Raw genomic sequence first — 23400 nt, forward strand, 5'->3', positions numbered from 1 at the left:
TCATGCGTAAACGTTTTATTGCTGGTGCGACATGCCCGCACTGCCAGGAGAAGGACACGCTGGCGATGTGGCGTGAAAATAGTGTCGATGTCGTGGAGTGCGTGAAGTGTGGACATCAGATGCGCGAGGCGGATAAACAGGCGCGCGATCAGGTTCGCACTAACGAGCAGGTTATCGGGATTTTCCATCCCGAGTAGCGAAGTGACGCAGCTTTTTTTACGCTTAAACTTACAGCGGGATTGAATTCCGTTACAATTGACGCCATTAACGCTGTGGTCGCAAGAGAAAGTGAAACCCCTCTTGCACTCAGCCCCGAACCTTTCTGGTTGGTGTTATTGCACGCAAGAATAGACCAATGAGACGGGATCTTAGTTCTCAACGGTTAGGAGATATCATGAAAGTAGCAAAAGACCTGGTGGTAAGCCTGGCCTATCAGGTACGTACAGAAGACGGCGTGTTAGTTGACGAGTCACCGGTGAGCGCACCGTTAGACTATCTGCACGGTCATGGTTCCCTGATTTCTGGTCTGGAAAATGCGCTGGAAAACCACGTTGCCGGCGACAAATTTGACGTGCATATCCCGGCAAACGACGCTTACGGTCAGTATGACGATAACCTGGTGCAGCGTGTTCCTAAAGATGTCTTCATGGGCGTCGACGAACTGCAGGTTGGCATGCGTTTCCTGGCAGAAACCGATCAGGGTCCGGTTCCGGTTGAAATCACCGAAGTGGAAGACGATCACGTCGTGGTTGATGGTAACCACATGCTGGCGGGTCAGAACCTGAACTTTAACGTTGAAGTGGTTGCGATTCGTGAAGCGACGCCGGAAGAACTGGCTCACGGCCATGTTCACGGTGCAGACGGTCATCATCATGACCACGATCACGGCCATGATCACGACCACGATCACGGTAAAGGCGGTTGTGGCACTGGCGGTTGCGGCTGCAGCCACTAAGTCTGACAATCGGTTAAGGCCACCTTCGGGTGGCCTTTCTTTTGGCGGCTATCCGGCGCTGGCCCGGACGGACAGCGCGCGATCAGTAGTGTGGCGGCGGCGTCTCTTCAGACTGTGAGGCCACCAGTGAGGTTGCGTTCGCTTTGAGCTTGTCGGTTAAGAGGCGTATCTGCTCACGCATTTTACTCATCTCCAGCTCGTGCTGAACAACGGCGCTGTTCAGCTGCTCAATGGTCATCTCCTGAAAGGCCAGTTTGCTCTCTAACGTCTCCAGACGCTGTTCCCACTCAGATTGTTGCATGACCTGTTCCTCTGTTAAGGTGCGACTCAGGGCGTGATTCTACGACCTGAACGCCAGGAATCACCTGTTTTTTTCATGCCCGAAGGCGTTGCGCTTGAAAAAAGGTGGCGCGGCATCATCTCTGATGAAACTTCCCGCTGTTATAAAGGTCGGAGGTTAACCGGGTAATTACATTGTGGGAGTGTTCGACACTGCCACGTAAAGTTATAGTGTGGACCCTGAAGTCCGCAATGTTTCCCGAGGTTAGACGCTTCGGTTTTGGAGAATGGATGAAATCACTGTTTAAAGTCACATTGTTAGCTACCACCATGGCTGTTGCGCTGAATGCTCCGCTGGCTATGGCGGCTGAAACCGCTGCGGCTCCTCAGGCTGCCCCGGCTGCTGCGCCACAGTCTGCGCCTCAGGCACCGAAAAATGCGGCTTTCAAAGATGAAGACCAGCAGTCAGCCTATGCACTGGGTGCTTCACTGGGTCGCTACATGGACAACTCCCTGAAGGAGCAGGAAAAACTGGGCATCAAACTGGATAAGCAGCAGCTGATCGCGGGCGTCCAGGATGCATTCGGTGGCAAGAGCAAACTCTCTGATGAAGAGATTGAGCAGACGCTGCAGGCGTTCGAAGGCCGCGTGAAAGGCGCTGCCTCTGCGAAAATGGAAAAAGATGCGAAAGAGAATGCTGAAAAGGGAACGGCTTACGCGACCAAATTCGCCAAAGAGAGCGGCGTGAAGAAAACGGAAACCGGCCTGCTCTATAAAGTTGAGAAAGAGGGCAGCGGCGACGCACCAAAAGATAGCGACACTGTGGTGGTTAACTACAAAGGTACCCTGATTGATGGTACTGAGTTTGACAACTCTTACACCCGTGGCGAGCCTCTCTCTTTCCGTCTGGATGGCGTCATTCCGGGCTGGACCGAAGGCCTGAAGCACGTGAAGAAAGGGGGCAAGATCAAGCTGGTCATCCCACCACAGCTGGCTTACGGCAAAAATGGCGTTCCGGGTATTCCGGCTAACTCCACGCTGGTGTTTGATGTTGAGCTGCTTGACATCAAACCGGCCCCAAAAGCCGATGAAAAAGCACAGGCGCCTGCGCCTGCTGCCGCAGAAAAAGCGCAGTAATCTGCTGACCGCCGCCTCCGGGCGGCGGTTTCATTTCGCCTTCACGACAAACCTCTGGCATAAGCCGACGACATTTGCCAGACTAATGCCTGCCTAATTATCCCAACATTGAGTCTGCCCATAAGCCGCTGTGACAGGCTCCAGCAATTCAGGGTGATACTCTTCAATGTCTAATCCATTCAATCCGGGTGAACTGAGCGACTTCGATCTTCTGGAGCAGCGCCCGTTCGAACAAACTGATTACGATATTCTGAAATCGTACGAGGCTGTCGTGGATGGCCTGGCGATGTTGATCGGTTCGCACTGTGAAATCGTCCTGCATTCACTGGAAGATCTTAAGTGTTCAGCCGTTCGCATCGCCAATGGAGAGCACACGGGCCGTAAGGTCGGTTCGCCTATCACCGATCTGGCCCTGCGGATGCTGCATGATATGCATGGCGCGGACAGTAATGTTTCCCGTGCCTACTTCACGCGCGCCAAAAGCGGCGTGCTGATGAAGTCCGTGACCATCGCGATTCGTAACCGTCAGCAGCGGGTTATCGGCCTGCTCTGTATCAACATGAATCTTGATGTGCCGTTCTCGCAGATTATGTCGACCTTTATGCCGCCCGAGATGCAGCAGGTTGACTCCAGCGTTAACTTCGCCAGTTCGGTCGATGACCTGGTTATGCAGACCCTGGAGTTTACGATTGAAGAGGTCAGCGCTGACCGCAATGTCTCCAACAACGCCAAGAACCGTCAGATTGTGCTCAACCTGTATGAGAAGGGGATCTTCGACATTAAGGATGCCATCAACCAGGTCGCTGACCGGCTGAACATCTCGAAGCACACCGTCTATCTCTACATCCGCCAGTTTAAAAATGGCGATTTTCAGGGACAGGATCGCTGATGCGTTACACCCTGCTGGTGACCGGCCCGGCCTACGGCACGCAACAGGCAACCAGTGCCTGGCTGTTTGCCCGGGCACTGCTGGCGGCGGGTCATCAGCTTGAAAGCGTTTTCTTCTATCGTGAAGGGGTGCTCAACGCTAACCAGCTGACGGCACCAGCCAGCGACGAGTTTGATCTGGTGCGGGCATGGCAGGCATTGCATCAGGAGCAGGGGGTCGTATTGAATATTTGTGTGGCGGCCGCACTGCGGCGTGGAATCAGCGACCCGCAGGAGGCAGCTCGTCTGCACCTGGCGGCCAGTAACCTGCAGCCGGGATTTACCCTGAGCGGGCTGGGTGCGCTGGCCGAAGCGGCGCTGAGCTGTGAACGCATGGTGCAGTTCTGATGAATCGGGTTGCCTTTGTCTTTACCCGTGCGCCCCATGGCAGCAGCGCAGGGCGTGAGGGGCTGGATGCCGCACTGGCAACGGGCGCACTCAGCGACGATATCGGCCTGTTCTTTATCGGCGATGGAGTGCTGCAGCTTAATCTGCAGCAGCAACCTGAACGCATAAAAAGCCGTCACTATGCCGCGACGTTTGGCGTGCTGGCACTCTATGACATTGAGCAGTGCTATCTCTGCCGGACATCACTGATTGCGCGCGGACTGGACGCTGACGCCGGGCGGCTGCTGGACGTGACGCTACTGGACGCGCCGGAACTGCGCCAGCAGCTGGCCAGCTTCGATCGCATTCTGACTTTTTAAGAGGCGCAAATGCTGCATACTCTGATGCACTCTCCGTCGCACAGCGACCTCGACACGCTGTTATTAATGGCGGAAGCCGGTGATGATCTGCTGCTGCTACAGGATGGTGTGCTGGCTGCCGTGGCTGGCAGTCGGGCATGGGTTCAGCTGTCAGCCTGCAAAGCGACGCTGTGGGTTCTGGACGAAGATGTCCAGGCGCGCGGGCTGTCTGGACAAATTTCGACCACTGTGCGGTCCGTAGACTATAATGGCTTTGTCACGCTAACGATCAGGCATCCGCAACAAATGGTCTGGTAATCGGCTAAAACCTGGTTATTTCTTGACACCCTTTTGACGCAGCCCTAAAATTCTGCCTCCTCGTAATTCTACGAGGCGATTTATTACGTGTTTACGAAGCAAAAGCAAATCCAGGAGCTATTTAATGGCAACAGTTAACCAGCTGGTTCGCAAACCACGCGTCCGCAAAGTTGCAAAGAGCAACGTGCCGGCGCTGGAAGCTTGCCCGCAAAAACGTGGCGTTTGTACTCGTGTGTACACCACCACTCCTAAAAAACCTAACTCCGCACTGCGTAAAGTTTGCCGTGTGCGTCTGACCAACGGTTTTGAAGTGACTTCCTACATCGGTGGTGAAGGTCACAACCTGCAGGAGCACTCCGTGATCCTGATCCGTGGCGGTCGTGTAAAAGACCTGCCAGGTGTGCGTTACCACACCGTTCGTGGCGCGCTGGACTGCTCAGGTGTTAAAGACCGTAAGCAGGCTCGCTCCAAGTACGGCGTGAAGAAGCCAAAGGCTTAATGGTTCTCCGTTAAGTAAGGCCAAACGTTTTAAATTAAATGTCAAAATAAACTCATAGAGTTTTGGACAATCCTGAATTAACAACGGAGTATTTCCATGCCACGTCGTCGCGTCATTGGTCAGCGTAAAATTCTGCCAGATCCTAAGTTCGGATCAGAGCTGCTGGCCAAATTTGTAAATATCCTGATGGTAGATGGTAAAAAATCTACTGCAGAATCTATCGTTTATACCGCGCTTGAGACCCTGGCTCAGCGTTCAGGTAAAAACTCCCTGGAAGCCTTTGAAGTAGCACTGGAAAACGTGCGCCCGACTGTCGAAGTTAAGTCACGTCGCGTTGGTGGTTCTACCTATCAGGTACCAGTTGAAGTCCGTCCGGTTCGTCGTAATGCCCTGGCAATGCGCTGGATCGTAGATGCTGCTCGTAAACGTGGTGATAAATCAATGGCTCTTCGCCTGGCGAACGAACTTTCTGATGCTGCAGAGAACAAAGGTACTGCAGTTAAGAAACGTGAAGACGTTCACCGCATGGCAGAAGCCAACAAGGCGTTCGCACACTACCGCTGGTAACAGTCGCGTAGTTATTGTTAAACCAGCGGGCGCCCAAACGGCCAACCCGCTGGGGTTGACTAATTTTGAACGTCCGAAAAACCGAGGAATAAAATGGCTCGTAAAACACCCATTGCTCGCTACCGTAACATCGGTATCAGTGCGCACATCGACGCCGGTAAAACTACCACTACCGAACGTGTTCTGTTCTACACCGGTGTAAACCACAAAATCGGTGAAGTACACGACGGCGCAGCAACCATGGACTGGATGGAGCAGGAACAGGAACGTGGTATTACTATCACCTCCGCTGCGACCACCTGTTACTGGTCTGGTATGGCTAAGCAGTTCGAACCACACCACATCAATATCATCGACACCCCAGGACACGTTGACTTCACCATCGAAGTAGAACGTTCTATGCGTGTTCTTGATGGCGCGGTAATGGTTTACTGTGCAGTTGGTGGCGTTCAGCCACAGTCTGAAACCGTATGGCGTCAGGCTAACAAATACAAAGTTCCACGCATTGCGTTCGTTAACAAAATGGACCGCATGGGTGCAAACTTCCTGAAAGTTGTTAACCAGATGGAAGTTCGTCTGGGTGCAACTCCAGTTCCTCTGCAGCTGGCTATCGGCGCAGAAGAGAAATTCACCGGTGTTGTTGACCTGGTGAAAATGAAAGCAATCAACTGGAACGACGAAGACCAGGGTGTAACCTTTGTTTACGAAGATATCCCGGCTGATATGCAGGAACTGGCTGAAGAATGGCGCGGCAAGCTGATCGAAGCAGCAGCAGAAGCCTCTGAAGAGCTGATGGAGAAATTCTTCAGCGGTGAAGAGCTGAGCGAAGAAGAGATCAAAACTGCTCTGCGTAAGCGCGTTCTGAACAACGAAATCATCCTGGTAACCTGTGGTTCTGCATTTAAGAACAAAGGTGTTCAGGCGATGCTGGATGCAGTTGTTGAATATCTGCCAGCACCGACTGACGTTACCGCGATCAACGGTATGCTGGACGACGGTAAAGACACGCCGGCTGTTCGTCACTCAGACGACAACGAGCCGTTTGCTGCACTGGCGTTCAAAATCGCTACCGACCCGTTTGTAGGTAACCTGACCTTCTTCCGCGTTTACTCTGGTGTTGTTAACACTGGTGACACCGTGTTCAACCCGGTTAAGTCAAACCGTGAGCGTCTGGGCCGTATTGTCCAGATGCACGCTAACAAGCGTGAAGAAATCAAAGAAGTCCGTGCGGGTGATATCGCCGCTGCGATCGGCCTGAAAGATGTGACCACTGGTGATACCCTGTGTGACCCGGATAACGTCATCATCCTTGAGCGCATGGAGTTCCCAGAGCCAGTAATCTCAATCGCTGTTGAGCCGAAAACCAAAGCTGACCAGGAAAAAATGGGTCTGGCTCTGGGCCGTCTGGCGAAAGAAGACCCATCATTCCGCGTATGGACTGATGAAGAATCTAACCAGACCATCATCGCCGGTATGGGTGAGCTGCACCTCGACATCATCGTTGACCGTATGAAGCGTGAATTCAACGTGGAAGCAAACGTGGGTAAACCACAGGTTGCTTACCGTGAAGCGATCCGCACTAAAGTTACCGACGTTGAAGGTAAACACGCCAAGCAGTCTGGTGGTCGTGGTCAGTACGGTCATGTTGTTATCGACATGTACCCACTGGAGCCAGGTTCGAACCCGAAAGGCTACGAATTTGTCAACGACATCAAAGGTGGTGTGATTCCTGGTGAATACATCCCTGCGGTTGATAAAGGTATCCAGGAGCAGCTGAAATCAGGCCCACTGGCTGGTTATCCGGTTGTGGATCTGGGCGTGCGTCTGCACTTCGGTTCTTACCATGATGTCGACTCCTCTGAGCTGGCGTTTAAACTGGCCGCGTCTATCGCCTTCAAACAAGGCTTTAAACAAGCGCAGCCGGTTCTGCTTGAGCCTATCATGAAGGTTGAAGTAGAGACTCCGGAAGAGAACACGGGTGATGTCATCGGTGACCTTAGCCGTCGTCGTGGTATGCTTAAAGGGCAGGAATCTAACGCTACTGGCGTTCAGATTCACGCTGAAGTTCCGCTGTCTGAAATGTTCGGATACGCAACTCAGCTGCGTTCTCTGACCAAAGGTCGTGCTTCTTACTCCATGGAGTTCCTGAAGTATGACGATGCGCCGAACAACGTAGCGCAGGCCGTTATTGAAGCTCGTAGCAAATAAGCTACGGTTTAAATTTGAACTGATGCCTTCACCCACGTGGTGAAGGCACAACGTAAGGAATTATCGCCATGGCGAAAGAGCAATTTCAGCGTAACAAACTGCACGTAAACGTGGGCACCATCGGTCACGTCGACCACGGTAAAACCACCCTGACCGCAGCTATCACCACCGTACTGTCTAAGACTTACGGCGGCCAGGCGCGTGCATTCGATCAGATCGATAACGCACCAGAAGAGAAAGCACGTGGTATCACCATCAACACTTCACACGTTGAGTATGAAACCCCGACTCGTCACTATGCACACGTTGACTGCCCAGGCCACGCCGACTATGTGAAAAACATGATCACCGGTGCTGCGCAGATGGACGGCGCGATCCTGGTTGTTGCTGCGACTGATGGCCCAATGCCACAGACCCGTGAGCACATCCTGCTGGGTCGTCAGGTTGGCGTTCCTTACATCATCGTGTTCCTGAACAAGTGTGACATGGTTGATGATGAAGAGCTGCTGGAACTGGTTGAGATGGAAGTGCGTGACCTGCTGTCAGCCTATGACTTCCCAGGCGACGACACTCCAATCGTTCGTGGTTCTGCTCTGAAAGCGCTGGAAGGCGACGCTGAGTGGGAAGCGAAAATCATTGAGCTGGCTGAGCACCTGGACAACTACATCCCAGAGCCACAGCGTGCGATCGACATGCCGTTCCTGCTGCCAATCGAAGACGTATTCTCAATCTCTGGCCGTGGTACCGTTGTTACCGGTCGTGTTGAGCGCGGTATCGTTAAAGTCGGCGACGAAGTTGAAATCGTAGGTATCAAAGATACTGCGAAATCAACCTGTACCGGTGTTGAGATGTTCCGTAAGCTGCTGGACCAGGGTCAGGCAGGCGAAAACTGTGGTGTTCTGCTGCGCGGTATCAAGCGTGAAGACATCCAGCGTGGTCAGGTTCTGGCTAAGCCAGGCACCATCAAGCCACACACCCAGTTCGAGTCAGAAGTTTACGTTCTGTCTAAAGACGAAGGTGGCCGCCATACTCCGTTCTTCAAGGGCTACCGTCCACAGTTCTACTTCCGTACCACTGACGTGACCGGTTCAGTAGAGCTGCCAGAAGGCGTTGAAATGGTAATGCCAGGCGACAACATCAAAATGGTTGTTACCCTGATCCACCCAATCGCAATGGACGAAGGTCTGCGCTTCGCAATCCGCGAAGGCGGCCGTACCGTTGGTGCGGGTGTTGTTGCTAAAGTTATCGCTTAATTGTGATATCTGCTGTGGTCGTGCAAACGGCCACTGCAACACAAAGAAAAGAGCACTTCGGTGCTCTTTTTTTTTGCCTGAAGAGCGCCATAACCCTGCAAAGGGTAGGTTTGTAATAAAAACGATTCGCATTTACACTGTGTACAGAAAATGGTCTCGAGTGATGAAATAATGTACGTCTGCCTGTGTAATGCCATCAGTGATAAAACCCTTCGTGAAGTAGTACGGCGCTATCAGCCCAAATCCATCCAGCAACTGCGTCATTTTGTACCGGTCGGCAAACAGTGCGGCAAATGTCTGCGCGCCGCGCGGGAAATCATGGATGAAGAGATGCAGCATCCGCCACTCTATAAAGAGATCGCCTGACACATCGCGTGTGCGAATACCCACAATATCTGTCGCGTTTTTTTGACTTCTTTTTAATCACATCTACGATCTGATAAAGCAGACGTGGAGGGTTAACAATGAAGGGCGATATCAAAATTATCAGTCATCTCAATAAACTGCTTGGAAATGAACTGGTTGCTATAAACCAGTATTTTTTGCATGCGCGGATGTTTAAAAACTGGGGGCTGATGCGCCTCAATGATGTGGAGTATCACGAATCGATCGATGAGATGAAGCATGCCGACAAGTACATTGAGCGCATTCTTTTTCTGGAAGGGATCCCGAATCTGCAGGATTTGGGCCGGCTGCGCATCGGTGAGGACGTTGAGGAAATGCTGAGTTCAGATCTCAATCTGGAGCTGGAAGGGGCCAAAGATCTTCGTGAAGCGATCGCCTATGCGGACAAAGTTCATGACTATGTCAGCCGTGACATGATGATTGAAATCCTGGCAGATGAGGAGCATCACATCGACTGGATCGAGACGGAGCTTGAGCTCATCCGGATGATGGGGATCCAGAACTACCTGCAGGCTCAGATCAAAGAAGCGTGAACCGCGTCTGCAGGACGAGAGTGACCCAGCCCGCAATGGCCAGGAAAGGGCCAAAAGGCAGCGGGCTGACGCCCTGCGTCCGGCCACGCAATTGCAGCATCAACACGCCTGCCAGCGCCAGCAGAGTGGCACCCAGTGCAATCCAGGGCAATCCCTGCCAGCCACAGCAGGCCCCCAGCGCGGCGAAAAGCTTCATATCACCATATCCCAATCCCTCATACCCCCTGACCAGTCGATAGCCCTGGGCAAGCAGCCACAGGGCAACGTAGCCCGACAGTACACCCCATATCGCCGGGGTTTCGGTACCTGCCAGTGTCGCATGAATTAACCCCAGCCAGAGCAACAGATAATTGAGCGGGTCAGGTATGCAGAGATGGCGACGGTCAATCAGGGCCACCATCATCAACAGAGAGGCCGCCATAAGAATAAACAGCGCATCAGTCAGGCTATCGAAGCTTAGCAGTACAAGCAGGCTCAGGCTGGCAACCAGCCATTCCATGACCACACTCTCTGCGCTAAATGAGTAAAAGCAGAAGCGACAACGGCCTTTTAAGGCAGCCCAGCTGATCAGCGGCAGCGTATCGCGCCATAACAGAGGCTTGCGGCAGTGGGGACAGTGCGAGCCGGGAAAACAGAGCGCGGCACACCACTGGGTGGGAGAAAGGGCAGGGGTGAAGCGCGCGCAGGCCAGCGAAAGAAAGCTGCCCAGCGCAGCTCCCCCAGCCAGGGCGGCTAACTGAATCAGGATTAAGGTCATCTTCGGGCTCCGGCTAAACGGTCGGCCATACTTTCACCGCTTTTACACTCTGTGTCGCCCGTGTATGCCAGCTTGCGGAACCCTGTTCACAACCTGATTCACCCCCTTTCAGTCATGAGACAGGTCTGTGCGATGTATGCCCCAGGACCCGGCCACTAATTAACAGCGAAAATGCCAGCACGGGTTGCTTCCTGAACAGAATTACGTATAATGCGCGGGCCTGCAGATATTGCAGGCGCGATTCGAGCAGAATCGCAGACGGCTGACCGTTAGGCCGCCTGACAATACTCCCAATTGGGGAGTTATATGCTGAACGATTACACTCTCCCATCAATCGTAATGGGTTCGAGTAGTAATTTTTTTCGTCTATAAAAAGTTTGGAGCTCTGGTCTCATGCAGAACCAAAGAATCCGTATCCGTCTTAAAGCGTTTGATCATCGTCTGATCGATCAATCAACCGCGGAAATCGTTGAGACTGCCAAGCGCACTGGTGCGCAGGTTCGTGGTCCAATCCCGCTGCCAACCCGCAAAGAGCGTTTTACCGTTCTGATCTCTCCGCACGTCAACAAAGATGCGCGTGATCAGTACGAAATCCGCACTCACAAGCGTCTGGTAGACATCGTTGAGCCAACCGAAAAAACGGTTGATGCTCTGATGCGTCTGGATCTGGCTGCCGGTGTTGACGTGCAGATCAGCCTGGGTTAATCAGGTCATCGAGCGATTGAGAGGTTGAAACAATGATTGGTTTAGTCGGTAAAAAAGTGGGTATGACCCGCATCTTCACTGAAGATGGCGTTTCTATCCCAGTAACCGTAATCGAAGTTGAAGCGAACCGCGTTACTCAGGTCAAAGGCCTGGAGAACGATGGTTACCAGGCAATTCAGGTTACCACCGGTGCTAAAAAAGCAAACCGTGTGACCAAACCTGAAGCTGGTCATTTTGCTAAAGCTGGCGTTGAAGCTGGCCGTGGCCTGTGGGAATTCCGCACCGCTGAAGGTGACGAGTATTCTGTAGGTCAGAGCATCAGCGTTGAAATTTTCGCTGACGTTAAAAAAGTAGACGTAACTGGCACCTCTAAAGGTAAAGGTTTCGCCGGTACCGTTAAGCGCTGGAACTTCCGTACCCAGGACGCTACTCACGGTAACTCCTTGTCTCACCGCGTTCCGGGTTCTATCGGTCAGAACCAGACTCCGGGCAAAGTGTTCAAAGGCAAGAAAATGGCAGGTCAGCTGGGTAATGAGCGCGTAACAGTTCAGAGCCTGGACGTAGTACGTGTTGACGCTGAGCGCAACCTGCTGCTGGTTAAAGGTGCAGTTCCCGGTGCTACCGGTAGCGACCTGATCGTTAAACCAGCTGTGAAGGCGTAAGGGGATAGCAATGGAATTAGTATTGAAAGACGCGCAGAGCGCGCTGACTGTTTCCGAAACTACCTTCGGTCGTGATTTCAACGAAGCGCTGGTTCACCAGGTTGTTGTTGCTTACGCATCAGGCGCCCGCCAGGGAACTCGCGCGCAGAAAACTCGCGCTGAAGTAACCGGTTCAGGCAAAAAGCCATGGCGTCAGAAAGGCACCGGCCGTGCGCGTTCAGGTTCTGTGAAGAGCCCGATCTGGCGTTCAGGTGGCGTGACCTTTGCTGCTAAGCCACAAGACCACAGTCAAAAAGTTAACAAAAAGATGTACCGCGGCGCGCTGAAAAGCATCCTGTCCGAACTGGTACGTCAGGACCGTCTGATCGTTGTCGAATCATTTGCTGTAGAAGCGCCGAAAACCAAGCTGCTGGTACAGAAACTGAAAGACATGGCGCTGGAAGACGTGCTGATCATCACCGGCGAACTGGATGAGAATCTGTTCCTGGCTGCGCGTAACCTGTACAAGGTTGACGTGCGTGATGCATCTGGTATCGATCCAGTTAGCCTGATCGCCTTCGACAAAGTCGTTATGACTGCTGATGCAGTTAAGCAAGTTGAGGAGATGCTGGCATGATCCGTGAAGAACGTCTGCTGAAAGTACTGCGCGCGCCGCACGTATCTGAAAAAGCATCTAGCGCGATGGAAAAAACCAATACCATCGTTCTCAAAGTTGCTAATGACGCGACCAAAGCAGAGATCGTTGCTGCTGTTGAGAAACTGTTCGAAGTAGAAGTTAAAGACGTAAACACCCTGGTTGTTAAGGGCAAAGTTAAGCGTCAAGGACAGCGTATCGGTCGTCGTAGCGACTGGAAAAAAGCTTACGTCACCCTGAAAGAAGGCCAGAATCTGGACTTCGCTGGCGGCGCTGAGTAAGTCGGAGGAGAAAGACAATGGCAGTTGTTAAATGTAAACCGACATCTCCGGGTCGTCGCCATGTAGTTAAAGTGGTAAACGCGGAGCTGCACAAGGGCAAACCATTTGCCCCGCTGGTAGAAAAAAACAGCAAATCCGGTGGCCGTAACAACAATGGTCGTATCACTACCCGTCATATCGGTGGTGGTCACAAGCAGGCTTATCGTATTGTTGACTTCAAACGCAACAAAGACGGTATCCCGGCAGTTGTTGAACGTCTTGAGTACGATCCGAACCGCTCTGCGAACATCGCACTGGTTCTGTACAAAGACGGCGAACGCCGTTACATCCTGGCCCCTAAAGGCCTGAAAGCCGGCGACCAGATTCAGTCTGGCGTTGATGCTGCGATCAAAGCAGGTAACACACTGCCGATGCGTAACATCCCGGTGGGTTCAACCGTGCATAACGTAGAAATGAAACCAGGCAAAGGCGGTCAGATTGCTCGCTCAGCCGGTGCTTACGTGCAGATCGTTGCGCGTGAAGGTTCTTACGTTACCCTGCGTCTGCGTTCAGGTGAAATGCGTAAAGTCGAGTCTGACTGCCGCGCAACACTGGGCGAAGTCGGCAACGCTGAGCATATGCTGCGCGTTCTGGGTAAAGCTGGTGCAGCCCGTTGGCGTGGTGTTCGTCCGACCGTTCGTGGTACCGCGATGAACCCAGTTGATCACCCGCACGGTGGTGGTGAAGGTCGTAACTTTGGTAAGCACCCGGTTTCTCCGTGGGGCGTTCAGACCAAAGGTAAGAAGACCCGTAGCAACAAGCGTACTGATAAATTTATCGTACGTCGCCGTAGCAAATAATATTAGAGGATAAGCCATGCCACGTTCTCTCAAGAAAGGTCCTTTTATTGACCTGCACTTGCTGAAGAAGGTAGAGAAAGCGGTGGAAAGCGGTGACAAGAAGCCTTTGCGCACTTGGTCCCGTCGTTCAACGATCTTTCCTAACATGATCGGTTTGACCATCGCTGTCCATAATGGTCGTCAGCACGTTCCTGTCTTTGTTTCCGACGAAATGGTTGGTCACAAACTGGGTGAATTCGCGCCGACACGTACTTATCGCGGTCACGCGGCTGATAAAAAAGCCAAGAAGAAATAAGTAGGAGGAAGAGATGGAAACTTTAGCTCAACATCGCCACGCTCGTTCTTCTGCTCAGAAGGTTCGCCTTGTTGCTGACCTGATTCGCGGTAAGAAAGTGTCGCAGGCACTGGACATTTTGACCTACACCAACAAGAAAGCGGCTGTACTGGTCAAGAAAGTTCTGGAATCTGCCATTGCTAACGCCGAACACAACGATGGCGCTGATATCGACGATCTGAAAATCACGAAAATTTTCGTTGATGAAGGTCCGACCATGAAACGCATTATGCCGCGTGCCAAAGGTCGTGCAGATCGCATCCTGAAGCGCACCAGCCACATTACTGTGGTTGTGTCCGATCGCTGAGACTCTGGAGACTAGCAATGGGTCAGAAAGTACATCCTAATGGTATTCGCCTGGGTATTGTAAAACCATGGAACTCTACCTGGTTTGCGAACACCAAAGAATTCGCTGACAACCTGGACAGCGATTTTAAAGTCCGTCAGTTTTTGACTAAAGAACTGGCTAAAGCGTCTGTCTCTCGTATCGTTATCGAGCGTCCAGCTAAGAGCATCCGTGTGACTATTCACACCGCTCGTCCTGGCATCGTTATCGGTAAGAAAGGCGAAGACGTAGAAAAACTGCGCACGGTCGTCGCGAACATCGCTGGCGTTCCTGCACAGATCAATATCGCCGAAGTCCGCAAGCCGGAACTGGACGCAAAACTGGTTGCTGACAGCATCACTTCACAGCTGGAGCGTCGTGTGATGTTCCGTCGTGCTATGAAGCGTGCGGTTCAGAACGCCATGCGTCTTGGCGCGAAGGGTATTAAAGTCGAAGTTAGCGGCCGTCTGGGCGGCGCCGAGATCGCACGTACCGAATGGTATCGTGAAGGTCGCGTACCGTTGCACACACTGCGTGCTGACATTGACTACAACACCTCTGAAGCGCACACCACTTATGGTGTAATCGGCGTTAAGGTATGGATCTTCAAAGGTGAGATCCTGGGTGGTATGGCTGCTGTTGAACAACCGGAACCGGCTGCTCAACCTAAAAAGCAGCAGCGTAAAGGCCGTAAGTAAGGAGAGTCGCTGATGTTACAACCAAAGCGTACAAAATTCCGTAAGGTGCACAAAGGCCGCAACCGCGGTCTGGCGCAGGGTACGGATGTTAGCTTCGGTACTTTCGGTCTGAAAGCTGTTGGCCGTGGTCGTCTGACTGCTCGTCAGATCGAAGCAGCACGTCGTGCTATGACCCGTGCAGTTAAGCGTCAAGGTAAGATCTGGATCCGAGTATTCCCGGACAAACCGATCACCGAGAAGCCGCTGGAAGTGCGTATGGGTAAAGGTAAGGGTAACGTTGAGTATTGGGTTGCCCTGATCCAGCCTGGTAAAGTCCTGTATGAAATGGACGGCGTACCAGAAGAGCTGGCCCGTGAAGCATTCAAGCTGGCAGCAGCAAAACTGCCTATCAAAACCACCTTTGTAACTAAGACGGTGATGTAATGAAAGCAACTGAGCTGCGTGAAAAAAGCGTTGAAGAGCTGAACACTGAGCTGCTTAATCTGCTGCGTGAGCAATTTAACCTGCGCATGCAGGCAGCATCTGGCCAACTGCAGCAGACTCATCTGCTGAAACAGGTTCGCCGTGATGTTGCACGCGTTAAGACTTTACTGACTGAGAAGGCGGGTTCGTAATGACCGATAAAATCCGTACTCTGCAGGGTCGTGTAGTAAGTGACAAAATGCAGAAATCTGCAGTTGTTGCTATCGAACGTTTCGTGAAACACCCGATCTACGGCAAATTCATTAAGCGTACGACCAAGCTGCACATCCATGACGAGAACAATGAATGTGGAATCGGCGACGTGGTAGAAATCCGCGAATGCCGTCCACTGTCCAAGACTAAATCCTGGACCCTGGTTCGCGTAATTGAGAAAGCCGTTCTGTAATCAGAACCGTTTTTTCTGAGGAAACCCTCTGCTTCGGCAGGGGGTTTTTTTTTGCCTCTGCCCCGGGATTGATCCATTTGTGTCCCCGGCCATGCAGATTTGATAGTGCGCACAAATTCGACAGTTTCCCGGCGGTAAGCTGCGACTCTTCAGGCGGTCTGGCCTGAATGCATCGGGCTGAACAGGCCGGTGTCGTCATAACTGTACAAGGAAATGTGCCGTGAAAATGGAGAGTCCCGATCGCTTACGGCGGTCACTGTTGAAATTACCTTTGTTTGCTGCGTTACCTGCTATTAGCTCTGCCAAAAGCTTGCCGCTATTATCGGAAAGCACACAATATCAACCTACAGGCAATAGCATGGAACGAACTCTGTTACTGAAGAACGCCGACTGTGTAGTTTGCATGGATGCTGACCGTCGGGAAATTCGCAACGCCTCTGTTCTGATCAAAGGAAATCAGATCGTGGCGGTCGGAGAAGCCGGAGCACTACCCGATAGCGCGGATGAGGTTATCGACCTGCGTGGGCACATTGTGATTCCGGGTCTGATCAATACGCATCACCATATGTATCAGAGCCTGACCCGCGCCATTCCGGCTGTGCAGAATGGCGAACTCTTTAACTGGCTGACTCACCTCTATCCTCTCTGGCAGAACCTGACACCTGAGATGATTCGTATCTCAACGCAGGTGTCGATGGCTGAACTGATACTCTCTGGCTGCACGACCACCAGTGATCATCTCTATGTCTATCCAAATGGCTGTCAGCTTGATGACAGTATTGAGGCTGCTGCCGTTATGGGAATGCGTTTCCATGCAAGCCGGGGCAGTATGAGCGTGGGGAAATCACGGGGCGGCTTACCGCCCGATAGCCTGGTGGAGAATGAAGCGGCAATTCTTAAAGATACGCAGCGGGTCATTGAGCGCTATCACGATGATAGCCATGGTTCAATGCTACGCATCGTGGTGGCTCCCTGTTCGCCATTCTCCGTCAGCCGGGAGCTGATGAAGCAGTCCGCCGCACTGGCCCGCAGTTTCAGCGTCTCGATGCACACGCATCTGGCAGAGAACGACAGCGACATCCGCTACAGTCGCGAAAAGTTTAATATGACTCCTGCGCAGTATGTTGAGGACCTCGGCTGGGTTGGCCAGGATGTCTGGCATGCTCACTGCGTCAAACTCGATCCACAGGGTATTGAACTCTTTGCCCGCACCGGAACGGGCATTGCCCATTGTCCCTGCTCAAATATGCGGCTCGGCTCAGGCATCGCCCCGATACGCCATATGTGCGATGCCGGTGTGCATGTCGGTCTCGGCGTGGATGGCTCTGCCTCCAATGACAGCTCAGATATGATGGCCGAGGTTCGTCAGGCGATGCTGCTACAGCGTGTCGGGTTTGGCCCGGATGCCATGACCGCACGGCAGGCTCTGGAGCTGGCAACGCTGGGCAGTGCAAAAGTGCTTAACCGTAATGATGTGGGGGCTGTTGCGCCTGGCATGATGGCTGACCTGGCGGTGTTTGACCTGAATCGGCCAGGCCTGGCTGGGGCAGGGCACGATCCGGTCGCCGCCCTGGTGTTCTGTAATCCGGGACAGGTTGCTTACAGCATCATTAACGGACAAGTCCGGGTACGTAAAGGAGAACTGGCCGGAATTGAACTGCCAGCGCTGCTGCGTCAGCACAACCAGCTGGCCACAAAACTGGCAGGCTGAGACAGAAGGGCACTTTATTTGGGGATCGACGAAAAATAAGGCAGATTACATTTGCTACTGTTCGCACTATTCCCTAGAATACGCCCTCCCTGTCATCAGGGAAAATCAGCGGCTCGATTGAGAGCCGTTTATTTTTTCTACCCATCTGTGAGAACCGGTGTTACAATGCCGCGCCCTCAATTATGGGGCTTTCTAACGACCTGAGGTTTAGGTCCCGAAGTAGTAGTTGACATTAGCGGAGCACTAAAATGATCCAAGAACAGACTATGCTGAACGTCGCCGACAACTCCGGTGCACGTCGCGTAATGTGTATCAAGGTTCTGGGTGGCTCGCACCGTCGCTACGCAGGCGTCGGTGACATCATCAAAGTTACCATCAAGGAAGCAATTCCTCGTGGTAAAGTCAAAAAAGGTGATGTCCTGAAGGCGGTAGTGGTGCGCACCAGGAAGGGTGTTCGTCGCCCGGACGGTTCTGTCATTCGCTTCGATGGTAATGCATGCGTTATTCTGAACAATAACAGTGAGCAGCCTATCGGTACGCGTATTTTTGGGCCGGTAACTCGTGAACTTCGTACTGAAAAGTTCATGAAAATTATCTCTCTGGCACCAGAAGTACTCTAAGGAGCGAACAATGGCAGCTAAAATCCGTCGTAACGACGAAGTTATCGTGTTGACCGGTAAAGATAAAGGTAAGCGCGGTAAGGTAAAGAATGTCCTGTCTTCTGGTAAGGTCATCGTTGAAGGTATCAACCTGGTGAAGAAACATCAGAAGCCGGTTCCGGCTCTGAACCAGCCAGGTGGCATCGTTGAAAAAGAAGCTGCTATTCAGGTTTCTAACGTTGCACTGTTCAACGCGGCAACTGGTAAGGCTGACCGTGTAGGCTTTAGATTCGAAGACGGCAAAAAAGTCCGTTTCTTCAAGTCTAACAGCGAAACTATCAAGTAATTTGGAGTAGTACGATGGCGAAACTGCATGATTACTACAAAGACGAAGTAGTCCAGAAACTCATGACAGAGTTTGGCTACAATTCTGTCATGCAAGTCCCTCGGGTCGAGAAGATCACCCTGAACATGGGTGTTGGTGAAGCGATCGCTGACAAGAAACTGCTGGATAACGCAGCAGCTGACCTGGCAGCAATCTCCGGTCAAAAACCGCTGGTCACCAAAGCACGCAAATCAGTTGCAGGCTTCAAAATCCGTCAGGGCTATCCGATCGGCTGTAAAGTAACTCTGCGTGGCGAGCGCATGTGGGAGTTCTTTGAGCGTCTGGTCACCATTGCTGTTCCACGTATCCGTGACTTCCGTGGCTTGTCCGCTAAGTCATTCGATGGTCGTGGCAACTACAGCATGGGTGTACGTGAGCAGATCATCTTCCCAGAAATCGACTACGACAAAGTCGATCGCGTTCGTGGTTTGGATATCACCATTACCACTACTGCGAAATCTGATGATGAAGGCCGTGCTCTGCTGGCTGCCTTTGACTTCCCGTTCCGTAAGTAAGGTAGGGTTACTTAATGGCTAAGCAATCTATGAAAGCACGTGAAGTTAAACGTGCAAAATTAGCAGACAAATTCTTCGCTAAACGCGCTGAACTGAAAGCGATCATCTCTGATGTGAACGCTTCCGACGAAGACCGTTGGGATGCTGTTCTGAAGCTGCAGAGTCTGCCGCGTGATTCCAGCCCTTCACGTCAGCGTAACCGCTGCCGTCAAACAGGTCGTCCGCACGGTTTCCTGCGGAAGTTTGGGTTGAGCCGTATCAAGGTCCGCGAAGCCGCCATGCGCGGTGAAATCCCGGGCCTGAAAAAGGCTAGCTGGTAATTGTCACCAATTGAATCACGGGAGTAACACAGATGAGCATGCAAGATCCGATCGCGGATATGCTGACCCGTATCCGTAACGGTCAGGCCGCGAACAAAGTTGCGGTCACCATGCCTTCCTCCAAGCTGAAATTGGCAATTGCCAACGTTCTGAAGGAAGAAGGTTATATTGAAGATTTCAAAATCGAAGGCGACATCAAGCTGGAACTGGAACTGACTCTTAAGTATTTCCAGGGTAAAGCTGTTGTAGAAAGCATTCAGCGAGTAAGCCGTCCTGGCCTGCGCATCTATAAGAAAAAAGATGAGCTGCCAAAGGTAATGGCTGGTATGGGCATCGCTGTAGTTTCTACATCCAAAGGTGTCATGACTGATCGTGCAGCGCGCCAGGCTGGTCTTGGTGGCGAAATTATCTGCTACGTAGCGTAATCGGAGGATACATATGTCTCGTGTTGCTAAAGCACCTGTCGTTGTTCCTGCCGGCGTAGAGGTAAAACTCGACGGTCAGGTAATTTCGATTAAAGGTAAAAACGGCGAGCTGACTCGTACTATCAATGATGCTGTTGAAGTTAAGCATGCTGACAACGCTCTGACTTTCGCTCCGCGCGAAGGTTTCGTTGACGGCTGGGCGCAGGCGGGTACTTCTCGCGCGCTGCTGAACGCAATGGTTATCGGTGTTACCGAAGGCTTCACTAAGAAGCTGCAGCTGGTTGGTGTAGGTTATCGTGCTGCCGTTAAAGGCGATATGGTTAACCTGTCACTGGGCTTTTCTCATCCAGTCGATCACCAGCTGCCCGCGGGTATCACTGCAGAATGCCCAACTCAGACTGAGATCGTGCTGAAAGGCGCTGATAAGCAGCTGATTGGTCAGGTTGCAGCAGACCTGCGCGCCTACCGTCGTCCTGAGCCTTACAAAGGCAAGGGTGTCCGTTACGCCGACGAAGTCGTGCGTACCAAAGAGGCTAAGAAGAAGTAAGGTAACACTATGGATAAGAAATCTGCTCGTATCCGTCGTGCGACCCGTGCACGTCGCAAGCTCAAAGAGCTGGGTGCTACTCGCCTGGTGGTACATCGTACCCCGCGTCATATTTACGCACAGGTAATCGCCCCGAACGGTTCCGAAGTTCTGGTCGCTGCTTCTACTGTAGAAAAAGCTATCACTGAACAACTGAAGTATACCGGTAATAAAGAAGCCGCAGCTGCAGTAGGTAAAGCTATCGCAGAACGCGCAATCGAAAAAGGCATCACAGGTGTTTCTTTCGACCGTTCCGGTTTCCAATATCATGGTCGCGTCCAGGCACTGGCAGATGCTGCCCGTGAAGCTGGCCTTCAGTTCTAAGGTAGAGGTCTAAGATGGCACACATCGAGAAACAAGCTGGCGAACTGCAGGAAAAACTGATCGCGGTAAACCGTGTTTCTAAAACTGTTAAAGGTGGTCGTATTTTCTCCTTCACAGCACTGACTGTGGTAGGCGATGGTAACGGTCGCGTAGGTTTTGGTTACGGTAAAGCGCGTGAAGTTCCAGCAGCGATCCAGAAAGCGATGGAGAAAGCCCGTCGCAACATGGTTAACGTCGCGCTGACCAACGGCACCCTGCAGCACCCTGTTAAAGGTGCACACACGGGTTCCCGCGTGTTCATGCAGCCGGCTTCAGAAGGTACCGGTATCATCGCCGGTGGTGCAATGCGCGCCGTTCTGGAAGTCGCTGGAGTTCATAACGTACTGGCAAAAGCCTATGGTTCTACTAACCCGATCAACGTGGTTCGTGCAACTATCGACGGCCTGGGCAATATGAAATCTCCGGAAATGGTCGCTGCTAAGCGTGGTAAATCCGTTGAAGAAATTCTGGGGTAATCACGATGGCTAAGACTATTAAAATCACTCAAACCCGTAGTTCAATCGGCCGCTTGCCTAAGCATAAAGCCACTCTGGTTGGCCTGGGTCTGCGTCGTATTGGTCATACCGTAGAGCGTGAAGACACGCCAGCTGTACGCGGCATGGTCAACGCGGTTTCCTACATGGTTAAAGTGGAGGAGTAAGAGATGCGTTTAAATACTCTGTCTCCGGCCGAAGGGTCTAAGCACGCTACTAAGCGTCTGGGTCGTGGTATCGGTTCTGGCCTCGGAAAAACCGGTGGTCGTGGTCACAAAGGTCAGAACTCACGTTCTGGCGGTGGCGTACGTCGCGGTTTCGAAGGTGGTCAGATGCCTCTGTACCGTCGTCTGCCGAAGTTCGGTTTCACCTCTCGCAAAGCAATGATCACCACAGAGATTCGTCTGTCTGATCTGGCGAAAGTTGAAGGCGGTATCGTCGACCTGAACGCGCTGAAAGCAGCCAACATTGTCGGTGTTCAGATTGAATTCGTTAAAGTAATTCTGTCTGGTGAAGTTTCTGCACCGGTAACGGTTCGCGGCCTGCGTGTCACCAAAGGTGCTCGTGCTGCAATCGAAGCTGCTGGCGGTAAAATCGAGGAATAAGTAGCAGATGGCTAAACAACCGGGATTAGATTTTCAAAGTGCCAAAGGCGGCTTTGGTGAGCTGAAACGCAGACTTCTGTTTGTCATCGGCGCACTGATTGTCTTCCGTATTGGCTCTTTTATTCCAATCCCTGGTATTGATGCCACTGTACTTGCCAAACTGCTTGAGCAACAGCGTGGCACCATCATTGAAATGTTTAACATGTTCTCTGGTGGTGCTCTCAGCCGTGCTTCTATTTTCGCACTGGGCATCATGCCGTATATCTCGGCATCGATCATTATCCAGTTATTAACGGTGGTTCATCCAGCGTTAGCGGAAATTAAGAAAGAAGGGGAGGCTGGCCGTCGTAAGATTAGCCAGTACACCCGATACGGTACGTTGGTATTGGCCATATTCCAGTCGATCGGTATTGCTACCGGTCTGCCGAATATGCCAGGGATGCAGGGTCTGGTGATGAATCCGGGCTTTGCGTTCTACTTTACCGCTGTTGTGAGTCTGGTCTCAGGAACAATGTTCCTGATGTGGCTGGGCGAACAGATTACTGAGCGGGGTATCGGTAACGGTATTTCGATCATTATCTTCGCAGGTATTGTTGCGGGTCTTCCGCCGGCCATTGGCCATACCATCGAGCAAGCGCGGCAAGGCGACCTGCACTTCCTTCTGTTGCTGTTGGTTGCAGTACTCGTATTCGCAGTGACCTACTTTGTTATTTTCGTTGAACGTGGACAGCGCCGCATTGTGGTGAACTACGCAAAACGTCAGCAGGGTCGTCGCGTTTACGCTGCACAGAGCACACATTTACCGTTGAAAGTGAATATGGCGGGTGTTATCCCGGCTATTTTTGCTTCCAGCATTATTCTGTTCCCGGCAACGATTGCATCGTGGTTTGGGGGCGGTACCGGTTGGAACTGGCTGACAACAATTTCGCTGTATTTGCAGCCAGGACAGCCGCTTTATGTGCTACTCTATGCGACTGCAATCATCTTCTTCTGTTTCTTCTATACGGCGTTGGTTTTCAACCCACGTGAAACAGCAGATAACCTGAAGAAGTCTGGTGCATTCGTACCGGGAATTCGTCCGGGAGAGCAAACGGCGAAGTATATTGATAAAGTAATGACGCGTTTGACCTTAATCGGCGCCCTGTACATTACTTTTATCTGCCTTATCCCGGAGTTCATGCGTGATGCGATGAAGGTTCCCTTCTACTTTGGCGGTACATCACTGCTTATCGTAGTTGTCGTCATCATGGACTTTATGGCTCAAGTGCAAACTCTGATGATGTCCAGTCAGTACGAGTCGGCACTGAAGAAAGCTAACCTGAAAGGCTACGGCCGTTAATTCAGTTGGTTGAGAAGTTACGGAGAGTAAAAATGAAAGTTCGTGCTTCCGTCAAGAGATTATGTCGTAACTGCAAAATCATTCGTCGCGACGGTGTCGTACGTGTGATCTGCAGCGCCGAGCCAAAGCATAAACAGCGCCAAGGCTGATTTTGTCACATATTTTTCTTGCAAAGTCGGGTTGAGCTG

The 23400-nt window shown here is 52.1% G+C and carries 39 protein-coding genes; 37 read left to right on the plus strand and 2 right to left on the minus strand.

The window, feature by feature from the left end; translation table 11 throughout:
- Positions 1-2 precede the first annotated feature (2 nt).
- A complete protein-coding gene (locus OJ965_RS04580; protein ID WP_046100701.1) occupies positions 3-197 on the plus strand; it encodes a YheV family putative zinc ribbon protein in 195 nt (64 codons plus the stop codon).
- A gap of 197 nt (positions 198-394) precedes the next feature.
- The gene (slyD, locus tag OJ965_RS04585; RefSeq protein ID WP_009087618.1) at positions 395-955 is read left to right on the plus strand and encodes a peptidylprolyl isomerase; all 561 of its coding nucleotides are present in this window, start codon (positions 395-397) and stop codon (positions 953-955) included.
- 82 nt (positions 956-1037) lie between these two features.
- Here the strand turns inward: slyD and OJ965_RS04590 are convergent, their stop codons facing one another.
- A complete protein-coding gene (locus tag OJ965_RS04590; RefSeq protein WP_009087615.1) occupies positions 1038-1256 on the minus strand; it encodes a SlyX family protein in 219 nt (72 codons plus the stop codon).
- A gap of 269 nt (positions 1257-1525) precedes the next feature.
- On the opposite strand from OJ965_RS04590, the gene fkpA reads away from it, so the two are divergent.
- From fkpA to bfr, 11 genes are all read left to right on the plus strand, one after another.
- Positions 1526-2371 carry an FKBP-type peptidyl-prolyl cis-trans isomerase gene (gene fkpA, locus OJ965_RS04595; protein WP_111207896.1) on the plus strand — a complete coding sequence of 282 codons (846 nt, stop codon included), beginning with the start codon at positions 1526-1528 and terminating at the stop codon, positions 2369-2371.
- A gap of 166 nt (positions 2372-2537) precedes the next feature.
- Complete coding sequence (locus OJ965_RS04600; protein WP_009087612.1) at positions 2538-3260, plus strand: helix-turn-helix transcriptional regulator; 723 nt, start codon at positions 2538-2540, stop codon at positions 3258-3260.
- Positions 3260-3646 (plus strand): sulfurtransferase complex subunit TusD, encoded by a 387-nt coding sequence (gene tusD, locus OJ965_RS04605; protein ID WP_058957833.1) that lies wholly within the window; start codon positions 3260-3262, stop codon positions 3644-3646. The genes OJ965_RS04600 and tusD overlap by 1 nt, the downstream gene beginning before the upstream one ends.
- Complete coding sequence (tusC, locus tag OJ965_RS04610) at positions 3646-4005, plus strand: sulfurtransferase complex subunit TusC (RefSeq protein ID WP_167429099.1); 360 nt, start codon at positions 3646-3648, stop codon at positions 4003-4005. The genes tusD and tusC overlap by 1 nt, the downstream gene beginning before the upstream one ends.
- Positions 4006-4014: 9 nt before the next feature.
- Positions 4015-4302, plus strand: coding sequence for a sulfurtransferase complex subunit TusB (gene tusB / locus OJ965_RS04615; RefSeq protein WP_046100699.1), 288 nt, complete (start codon positions 4015-4017; stop codon positions 4300-4302).
- Between the two features lie 124 nt (positions 4303-4426).
- Positions 4427-4801: a 30S ribosomal protein S12 gene (gene rpsL, locus OJ965_RS04620; RefSeq protein WP_003852912.1), complete on the plus strand. Its 375-nt coding sequence runs from the start codon at positions 4427-4429 to the stop codon at positions 4799-4801.
- 96 nt (positions 4802-4897) lie between these two features.
- Positions 4898-5368: a 30S ribosomal protein S7 gene (gene rpsG, locus OJ965_RS04625; protein ID WP_009087603.1), complete on the plus strand. Its 471-nt coding sequence runs from the start codon at positions 4898-4900 to the stop codon at positions 5366-5368.
- A 93-nt stretch (positions 5369-5461) separates the two neighbouring features.
- Positions 5462-7576, plus strand: a complete 2115-nt coding sequence (fusA, locus tag OJ965_RS04630; protein ID WP_009087601.1) for an elongation factor G — start codon at positions 5462-5464, stop codon at positions 7574-7576.
- A 68-nt stretch (positions 7577-7644) separates the two neighbouring features.
- Positions 7645-8829 (plus strand): elongation factor Tu, encoded by a 1185-nt coding sequence (gene tuf, locus OJ965_RS04635; RefSeq protein WP_009087599.1) that lies wholly within the window; start codon positions 7645-7647, stop codon positions 8827-8829.
- Between the two features lie 171 nt (positions 8830-9000).
- The gene (gene bfd / locus OJ965_RS04640) at positions 9001-9195 is read left to right on the plus strand and encodes a bacterioferritin-associated ferredoxin (protein ID WP_009087597.1); all 195 of its coding nucleotides are present in this window, start codon (positions 9001-9003) and stop codon (positions 9193-9195) included.
- Positions 9196-9293: 98 nt separating this feature from the next.
- Positions 9294-9767: a bacterioferritin gene (gene bfr, locus OJ965_RS04645; RefSeq protein ID WP_009087595.1), complete on the plus strand. Its 474-nt coding sequence runs from the start codon at positions 9294-9296 to the stop codon at positions 9765-9767.
- Here bfr and OJ965_RS04650 read toward each other — a convergent pair.
- The gene (locus OJ965_RS04650) at positions 9754-10524 is read right to left on the minus strand and encodes a prepilin peptidase (RefSeq protein ID WP_265138040.1); all 771 of its coding nucleotides are present in this window, start codon (positions 10522-10524) and stop codon (positions 9754-9756) included. The genes bfr and OJ965_RS04650 overlap by 14 nt on opposite strands.
- Before the next feature lie 393 nt (positions 10525-10917).
- Between OJ965_RS04650 and rpsJ the strand changes: the two genes are divergently transcribed.
- The 24 genes from rpsJ (at position 10918) to rpmJ (ending at position 23361) form a co-directional block, all read left to right on the plus strand.
- Positions 10918-11229 carry a 30S ribosomal protein S10 gene (gene rpsJ / locus OJ965_RS04655; protein WP_001181005.1) on the plus strand — a complete coding sequence of 104 codons (312 nt, stop codon included), beginning with the start codon at positions 10918-10920 and terminating at the stop codon, positions 11227-11229.
- A gap of 32 nt (positions 11230-11261) precedes the next feature.
- A complete protein-coding gene (gene rplC / locus OJ965_RS04660; protein ID WP_006120583.1) occupies positions 11262-11891 on the plus strand; it encodes a 50S ribosomal protein L3 in 630 nt (209 codons plus the stop codon).
- Between the two features lie 10 nt (positions 11892-11901).
- Positions 11902-12507: a 50S ribosomal protein L4 gene (rplD, locus tag OJ965_RS04665; protein WP_009087590.1), complete on the plus strand. Its 606-nt coding sequence runs from the start codon at positions 11902-11904 to the stop codon at positions 12505-12507.
- Positions 12504-12806: a 50S ribosomal protein L23 gene (rplW, locus tag OJ965_RS04670; RefSeq protein ID WP_003850708.1), complete on the plus strand. Its 303-nt coding sequence runs from the start codon at positions 12504-12506 to the stop codon at positions 12804-12806. The genes rplD and rplW overlap by 4 nt, the downstream gene beginning before the upstream one ends.
- Positions 12807-12823: 17 nt before the next feature.
- On the plus strand, positions 12824-13645 hold the full coding sequence (gene rplB / locus OJ965_RS04675) for a 50S ribosomal protein L2 (RefSeq protein WP_009087588.1): 822 nt from the start codon (positions 12824-12826) through the stop codon (positions 13643-13645).
- Positions 13646-13661: 16 nt separating this feature from the next.
- Positions 13662-13940 (plus strand): 30S ribosomal protein S19, encoded by a 279-nt coding sequence (gene rpsS / locus OJ965_RS04680; RefSeq protein WP_001138115.1) that lies wholly within the window; start codon positions 13662-13664, stop codon positions 13938-13940.
- A gap of 13 nt (positions 13941-13953) precedes the next feature.
- A complete protein-coding gene (gene rplV / locus OJ965_RS04685) occupies positions 13954-14286 on the plus strand; it encodes a 50S ribosomal protein L22 (protein ID WP_008927136.1) in 333 nt (110 codons plus the stop codon).
- A 17-nt stretch (positions 14287-14303) separates the two neighbouring features.
- Positions 14304-15002 carry a 30S ribosomal protein S3 gene (gene rpsC, locus OJ965_RS04690; protein WP_009087585.1) on the plus strand — a complete coding sequence of 233 codons (699 nt, stop codon included), beginning with the start codon at positions 14304-14306 and terminating at the stop codon, positions 15000-15002.
- A 12-nt stretch (positions 15003-15014) separates the two neighbouring features.
- Positions 15015-15425 (plus strand): 50S ribosomal protein L16, encoded by a 411-nt coding sequence (gene rplP / locus OJ965_RS04695; protein ID WP_002438716.1) that lies wholly within the window; start codon positions 15015-15017, stop codon positions 15423-15425.
- A complete protein-coding gene (rpmC, locus tag OJ965_RS04700; RefSeq protein WP_003850146.1) occupies positions 15425-15616 on the plus strand; it encodes a 50S ribosomal protein L29 in 192 nt (63 codons plus the stop codon). The genes rplP and rpmC overlap by 1 nt, the downstream gene beginning before the upstream one ends.
- A complete protein-coding gene (gene rpsQ, locus OJ965_RS04705) occupies positions 15616-15870 on the plus strand; it encodes a 30S ribosomal protein S17 (RefSeq protein WP_003850147.1) in 255 nt (84 codons plus the stop codon). The genes rpmC and rpsQ overlap by 1 nt, the downstream gene beginning before the upstream one ends.
- Positions 15871-16228: 358 nt before the next feature.
- Positions 16229-17581, plus strand: a complete 1353-nt coding sequence (locus tag OJ965_RS04710) for an 8-oxoguanine deaminase (protein WP_140925504.1) — start codon at positions 16229-16231, stop codon at positions 17579-17581.
- A 248-nt stretch (positions 17582-17829) separates the two neighbouring features.
- On the plus strand, positions 17830-18201 hold the full coding sequence (gene rplN / locus OJ965_RS04715; RefSeq protein WP_006120590.1) for a 50S ribosomal protein L14: 372 nt from the start codon (positions 17830-17832) through the stop codon (positions 18199-18201).
- Between the two features lie 10 nt (positions 18202-18211).
- Positions 18212-18526 (plus strand): 50S ribosomal protein L24, encoded by a 315-nt coding sequence (rplX, locus tag OJ965_RS04720; RefSeq protein WP_003850150.1) that lies wholly within the window; start codon positions 18212-18214, stop codon positions 18524-18526.
- A 14-nt stretch (positions 18527-18540) separates the two neighbouring features.
- Entirely contained in the window at positions 18541-19080 is a 540-nt protein-coding gene (gene rplE / locus OJ965_RS04725; RefSeq protein ID WP_003850155.1) for a 50S ribosomal protein L5, read from the plus strand.
- Between the two features lie 14 nt (positions 19081-19094).
- Positions 19095-19400: a 30S ribosomal protein S14 gene (gene rpsN, locus OJ965_RS04730; RefSeq protein WP_008927132.1), complete on the plus strand. Its 306-nt coding sequence runs from the start codon at positions 19095-19097 to the stop codon at positions 19398-19400.
- 32 nt (positions 19401-19432) lie between these two features.
- Positions 19433-19825 carry a 30S ribosomal protein S8 gene (gene rpsH / locus OJ965_RS04735; RefSeq protein ID WP_003850158.1) on the plus strand — a complete coding sequence of 131 codons (393 nt, stop codon included), beginning with the start codon at positions 19433-19435 and terminating at the stop codon, positions 19823-19825.
- 13 nt (positions 19826-19838) lie between these two features.
- Positions 19839-20372: a 50S ribosomal protein L6 gene (gene rplF, locus OJ965_RS04740; protein ID WP_009087581.1), complete on the plus strand. Its 534-nt coding sequence runs from the start codon at positions 19839-19841 to the stop codon at positions 20370-20372.
- Positions 20373-20381: 9 nt separating this feature from the next.
- Positions 20382-20735, plus strand: a complete 354-nt coding sequence (gene rplR, locus OJ965_RS04745; protein ID WP_003850163.1) for a 50S ribosomal protein L18 — start codon at positions 20382-20384, stop codon at positions 20733-20735.
- A 14-nt stretch (positions 20736-20749) separates the two neighbouring features.
- The gene (gene rpsE / locus OJ965_RS04750; RefSeq protein ID WP_003850164.1) at positions 20750-21250 is read left to right on the plus strand and encodes a 30S ribosomal protein S5; all 501 of its coding nucleotides are present in this window, start codon (positions 20750-20752) and stop codon (positions 21248-21250) included.
- A 5-nt stretch (positions 21251-21255) separates the two neighbouring features.
- Positions 21256-21435: a 50S ribosomal protein L30 gene (gene rpmD, locus OJ965_RS04755; RefSeq protein WP_003850166.1), complete on the plus strand. Its 180-nt coding sequence runs from the start codon at positions 21256-21258 to the stop codon at positions 21433-21435.
- A 3-nt stretch (positions 21436-21438) separates the two neighbouring features.
- Positions 21439-21873: a 50S ribosomal protein L15 gene (gene rplO, locus OJ965_RS04760; protein WP_009087579.1), complete on the plus strand. Its 435-nt coding sequence runs from the start codon at positions 21439-21441 to the stop codon at positions 21871-21873.
- A 7-nt stretch (positions 21874-21880) separates the two neighbouring features.
- A complete protein-coding gene (gene secY / locus OJ965_RS04765; RefSeq protein ID WP_009087577.1) occupies positions 21881-23212 on the plus strand; it encodes a preprotein translocase subunit SecY in 1332 nt (443 codons plus the stop codon).
- A 32-nt stretch (positions 23213-23244) separates the two neighbouring features.
- Positions 23245-23361 (plus strand): 50S ribosomal protein L36, encoded by a 117-nt coding sequence (gene rpmJ, locus OJ965_RS04770; RefSeq protein ID WP_010252805.1) that lies wholly within the window; start codon positions 23245-23247, stop codon positions 23359-23361.
- Positions 23362-23400 lie beyond the last annotated feature (39 nt).

It is taken from the genome of Pantoea anthophila, from assembly GCF_026104315.1.
GTDB classification, from domain to species: domain Bacteria; phylum Pseudomonadota; class Gammaproteobacteria; order Enterobacterales; family Enterobacteriaceae; genus Pantoea; species Pantoea anthophila.

Bases quoted from the DNA above. Each gene is read 5' to 3' on its own strand.
- tusD (WP_058957833.1), top strand. From the start codon at position 3,260: ATGCGTTACACCCTGCTGGTGACCGGCCCGGCCTACGGCACGCAACAG.
- rpmD (WP_003850166.1), top strand. From the start codon at position 21,256: ATGGCTAAGACTATTAAAATCACTCAAACCCGTAGTTCAATCGGCCGC.
- rpmJ (WP_010252805.1), top strand. From the start codon at position 23,245: ATGAAAGTTCGTGCTTCCGTCAAGAGATTATGTCGTAACTGCAAAATC.
- rpsN (WP_008927132.1), top strand. From the start codon at position 19,095: ATGGCTAAGCAATCTATGAAAGCACGTGAAGTTAAACGTGCAAAATTA.
- bfr (WP_009087595.1), top strand. From the start codon at position 9,294: ATGAAGGGCGATATCAAAATTATCAGTCATCTCAATAAACTGCTTGGA.
- rplP (WP_002438716.1), top strand. From the start codon at position 15,015: ATGTTACAACCAAAGCGTACAAAATTCCGTAAGGTGCACAAAGGCCGC.
- rpsE (WP_003850164.1), top strand. From the start codon at position 20,750: ATGGCACACATCGAGAAACAAGCTGGCGAACTGCAGGAAAAACTGATC.
- rpsL (WP_003852912.1), top strand. From the start codon at position 4,427: ATGGCAACAGTTAACCAGCTGGTTCGCAAACCACGCGTCCGCAAAGTT.
- rplN (WP_006120590.1), top strand. From the start codon at position 17,830: ATGATCCAAGAACAGACTATGCTGAACGTCGCCGACAACTCCGGTGCA.
- OJ965_RS04580 (WP_046100701.1), top strand. From the start codon at position 3: ATGCGTAAACGTTTTATTGCTGGTGCGACATGCCCGCACTGCCAGGAG.
- secY (WP_009087577.1), top strand. From the start codon at position 21,881: ATGGCTAAACAACCGGGATTAGATTTTCAAAGTGCCAAAGGCGGCTTT.
- OJ965_RS04650 (WP_265138040.1), bottom strand. From the start codon at position 10,524: ATGACCTTAATCCTGATTCAGTTAGCCGCCCTGGCTGGGGGAGCTGCG.
- rplB (WP_009087588.1), top strand. From the start codon at position 12,824: ATGGCAGTTGTTAAATGTAAACCGACATCTCCGGGTCGTCGCCATGTA.
- rplV (WP_008927136.1), top strand. From the start codon at position 13,954: ATGGAAACTTTAGCTCAACATCGCCACGCTCGTTCTTCTGCTCAGAAG.
- rplD (WP_009087590.1), top strand. From the start codon at position 11,902: ATGGAATTAGTATTGAAAGACGCGCAGAGCGCGCTGACTGTTTCCGAA.
- fusA (WP_009087601.1), top strand. From the start codon at position 5,462: ATGGCTCGTAAAACACCCATTGCTCGCTACCGTAACATCGGTATCAGT.
- bfd (WP_009087597.1), top strand. From the start codon at position 9,001: ATGTACGTCTGCCTGTGTAATGCCATCAGTGATAAAACCCTTCGTGAA.
- tusC (WP_167429099.1), top strand. From the start codon at position 3,646: ATGAATCGGGTTGCCTTTGTCTTTACCCGTGCGCCCCATGGCAGCAGC.
- rpsJ (WP_001181005.1), top strand. From the start codon at position 10,918: ATGCAGAACCAAAGAATCCGTATCCGTCTTAAAGCGTTTGATCATCGT.
- rplX (WP_003850150.1), top strand. From the start codon at position 18,212: ATGGCAGCTAAAATCCGTCGTAACGACGAAGTTATCGTGTTGACCGGT.
- rplF (WP_009087581.1), top strand. From the start codon at position 19,839: ATGTCTCGTGTTGCTAAAGCACCTGTCGTTGTTCCTGCCGGCGTAGAG.
- rplC (WP_006120583.1), top strand. From the start codon at position 11,262: ATGATTGGTTTAGTCGGTAAAAAAGTGGGTATGACCCGCATCTTCACT.
- tusB (WP_046100699.1), top strand. From the start codon at position 4,015: ATGCTGCATACTCTGATGCACTCTCCGTCGCACAGCGACCTCGACACG.
- rpsS (WP_001138115.1), top strand. From the start codon at position 13,662: ATGCCACGTTCTCTCAAGAAAGGTCCTTTTATTGACCTGCACTTGCTG.
- OJ965_RS04600 (WP_009087612.1), top strand. From the start codon at position 2,538: ATGTCTAATCCATTCAATCCGGGTGAACTGAGCGACTTCGATCTTCTG.
- rpsG (WP_009087603.1), top strand. From the start codon at position 4,898: ATGCCACGTCGTCGCGTCATTGGTCAGCGTAAAATTCTGCCAGATCCT.
- rplW (WP_003850708.1), top strand. From the start codon at position 12,504: ATGATCCGTGAAGAACGTCTGCTGAAAGTACTGCGCGCGCCGCACGTA.
- rplR (WP_003850163.1), top strand. From the start codon at position 20,382: ATGGATAAGAAATCTGCTCGTATCCGTCGTGCGACCCGTGCACGTCGC.
- tuf (WP_009087599.1), top strand. From the start codon at position 7,645: ATGGCGAAAGAGCAATTTCAGCGTAACAAACTGCACGTAAACGTGGGC.
- rpsC (WP_009087585.1), top strand. From the start codon at position 14,304: ATGGGTCAGAAAGTACATCCTAATGGTATTCGCCTGGGTATTGTAAAA.
- OJ965_RS04590 (WP_009087615.1), bottom strand. From the start codon at position 1,256: ATGCAACAATCTGAGTGGGAACAGCGTCTGGAGACGTTAGAGAGCAAA.
- rplO (WP_009087579.1), top strand. From the start codon at position 21,439: ATGCGTTTAAATACTCTGTCTCCGGCCGAAGGGTCTAAGCACGCTACT.
- OJ965_RS04710 (WP_140925504.1), top strand. From the start codon at position 16,229: ATGGAACGAACTCTGTTACTGAAGAACGCCGACTGTGTAGTTTGCATG.
- rplE (WP_003850155.1), top strand. From the start codon at position 18,541: ATGGCGAAACTGCATGATTACTACAAAGACGAAGTAGTCCAGAAACTC.
- fkpA (WP_111207896.1), top strand. From the start codon at position 1,526: ATGAAATCACTGTTTAAAGTCACATTGTTAGCTACCACCATGGCTGTT.
- rpsQ (WP_003850147.1), top strand. From the start codon at position 15,616: ATGACCGATAAAATCCGTACTCTGCAGGGTCGTGTAGTAAGTGACAAA.
- slyD (WP_009087618.1), top strand. From the start codon at position 395: ATGAAAGTAGCAAAAGACCTGGTGGTAAGCCTGGCCTATCAGGTACGT.
- rpmC (WP_003850146.1), top strand. From the start codon at position 15,425: ATGAAAGCAACTGAGCTGCGTGAAAAAAGCGTTGAAGAGCTGAACACT.
- rpsH (WP_003850158.1), top strand. From the start codon at position 19,433: ATGAGCATGCAAGATCCGATCGCGGATATGCTGACCCGTATCCGTAAC.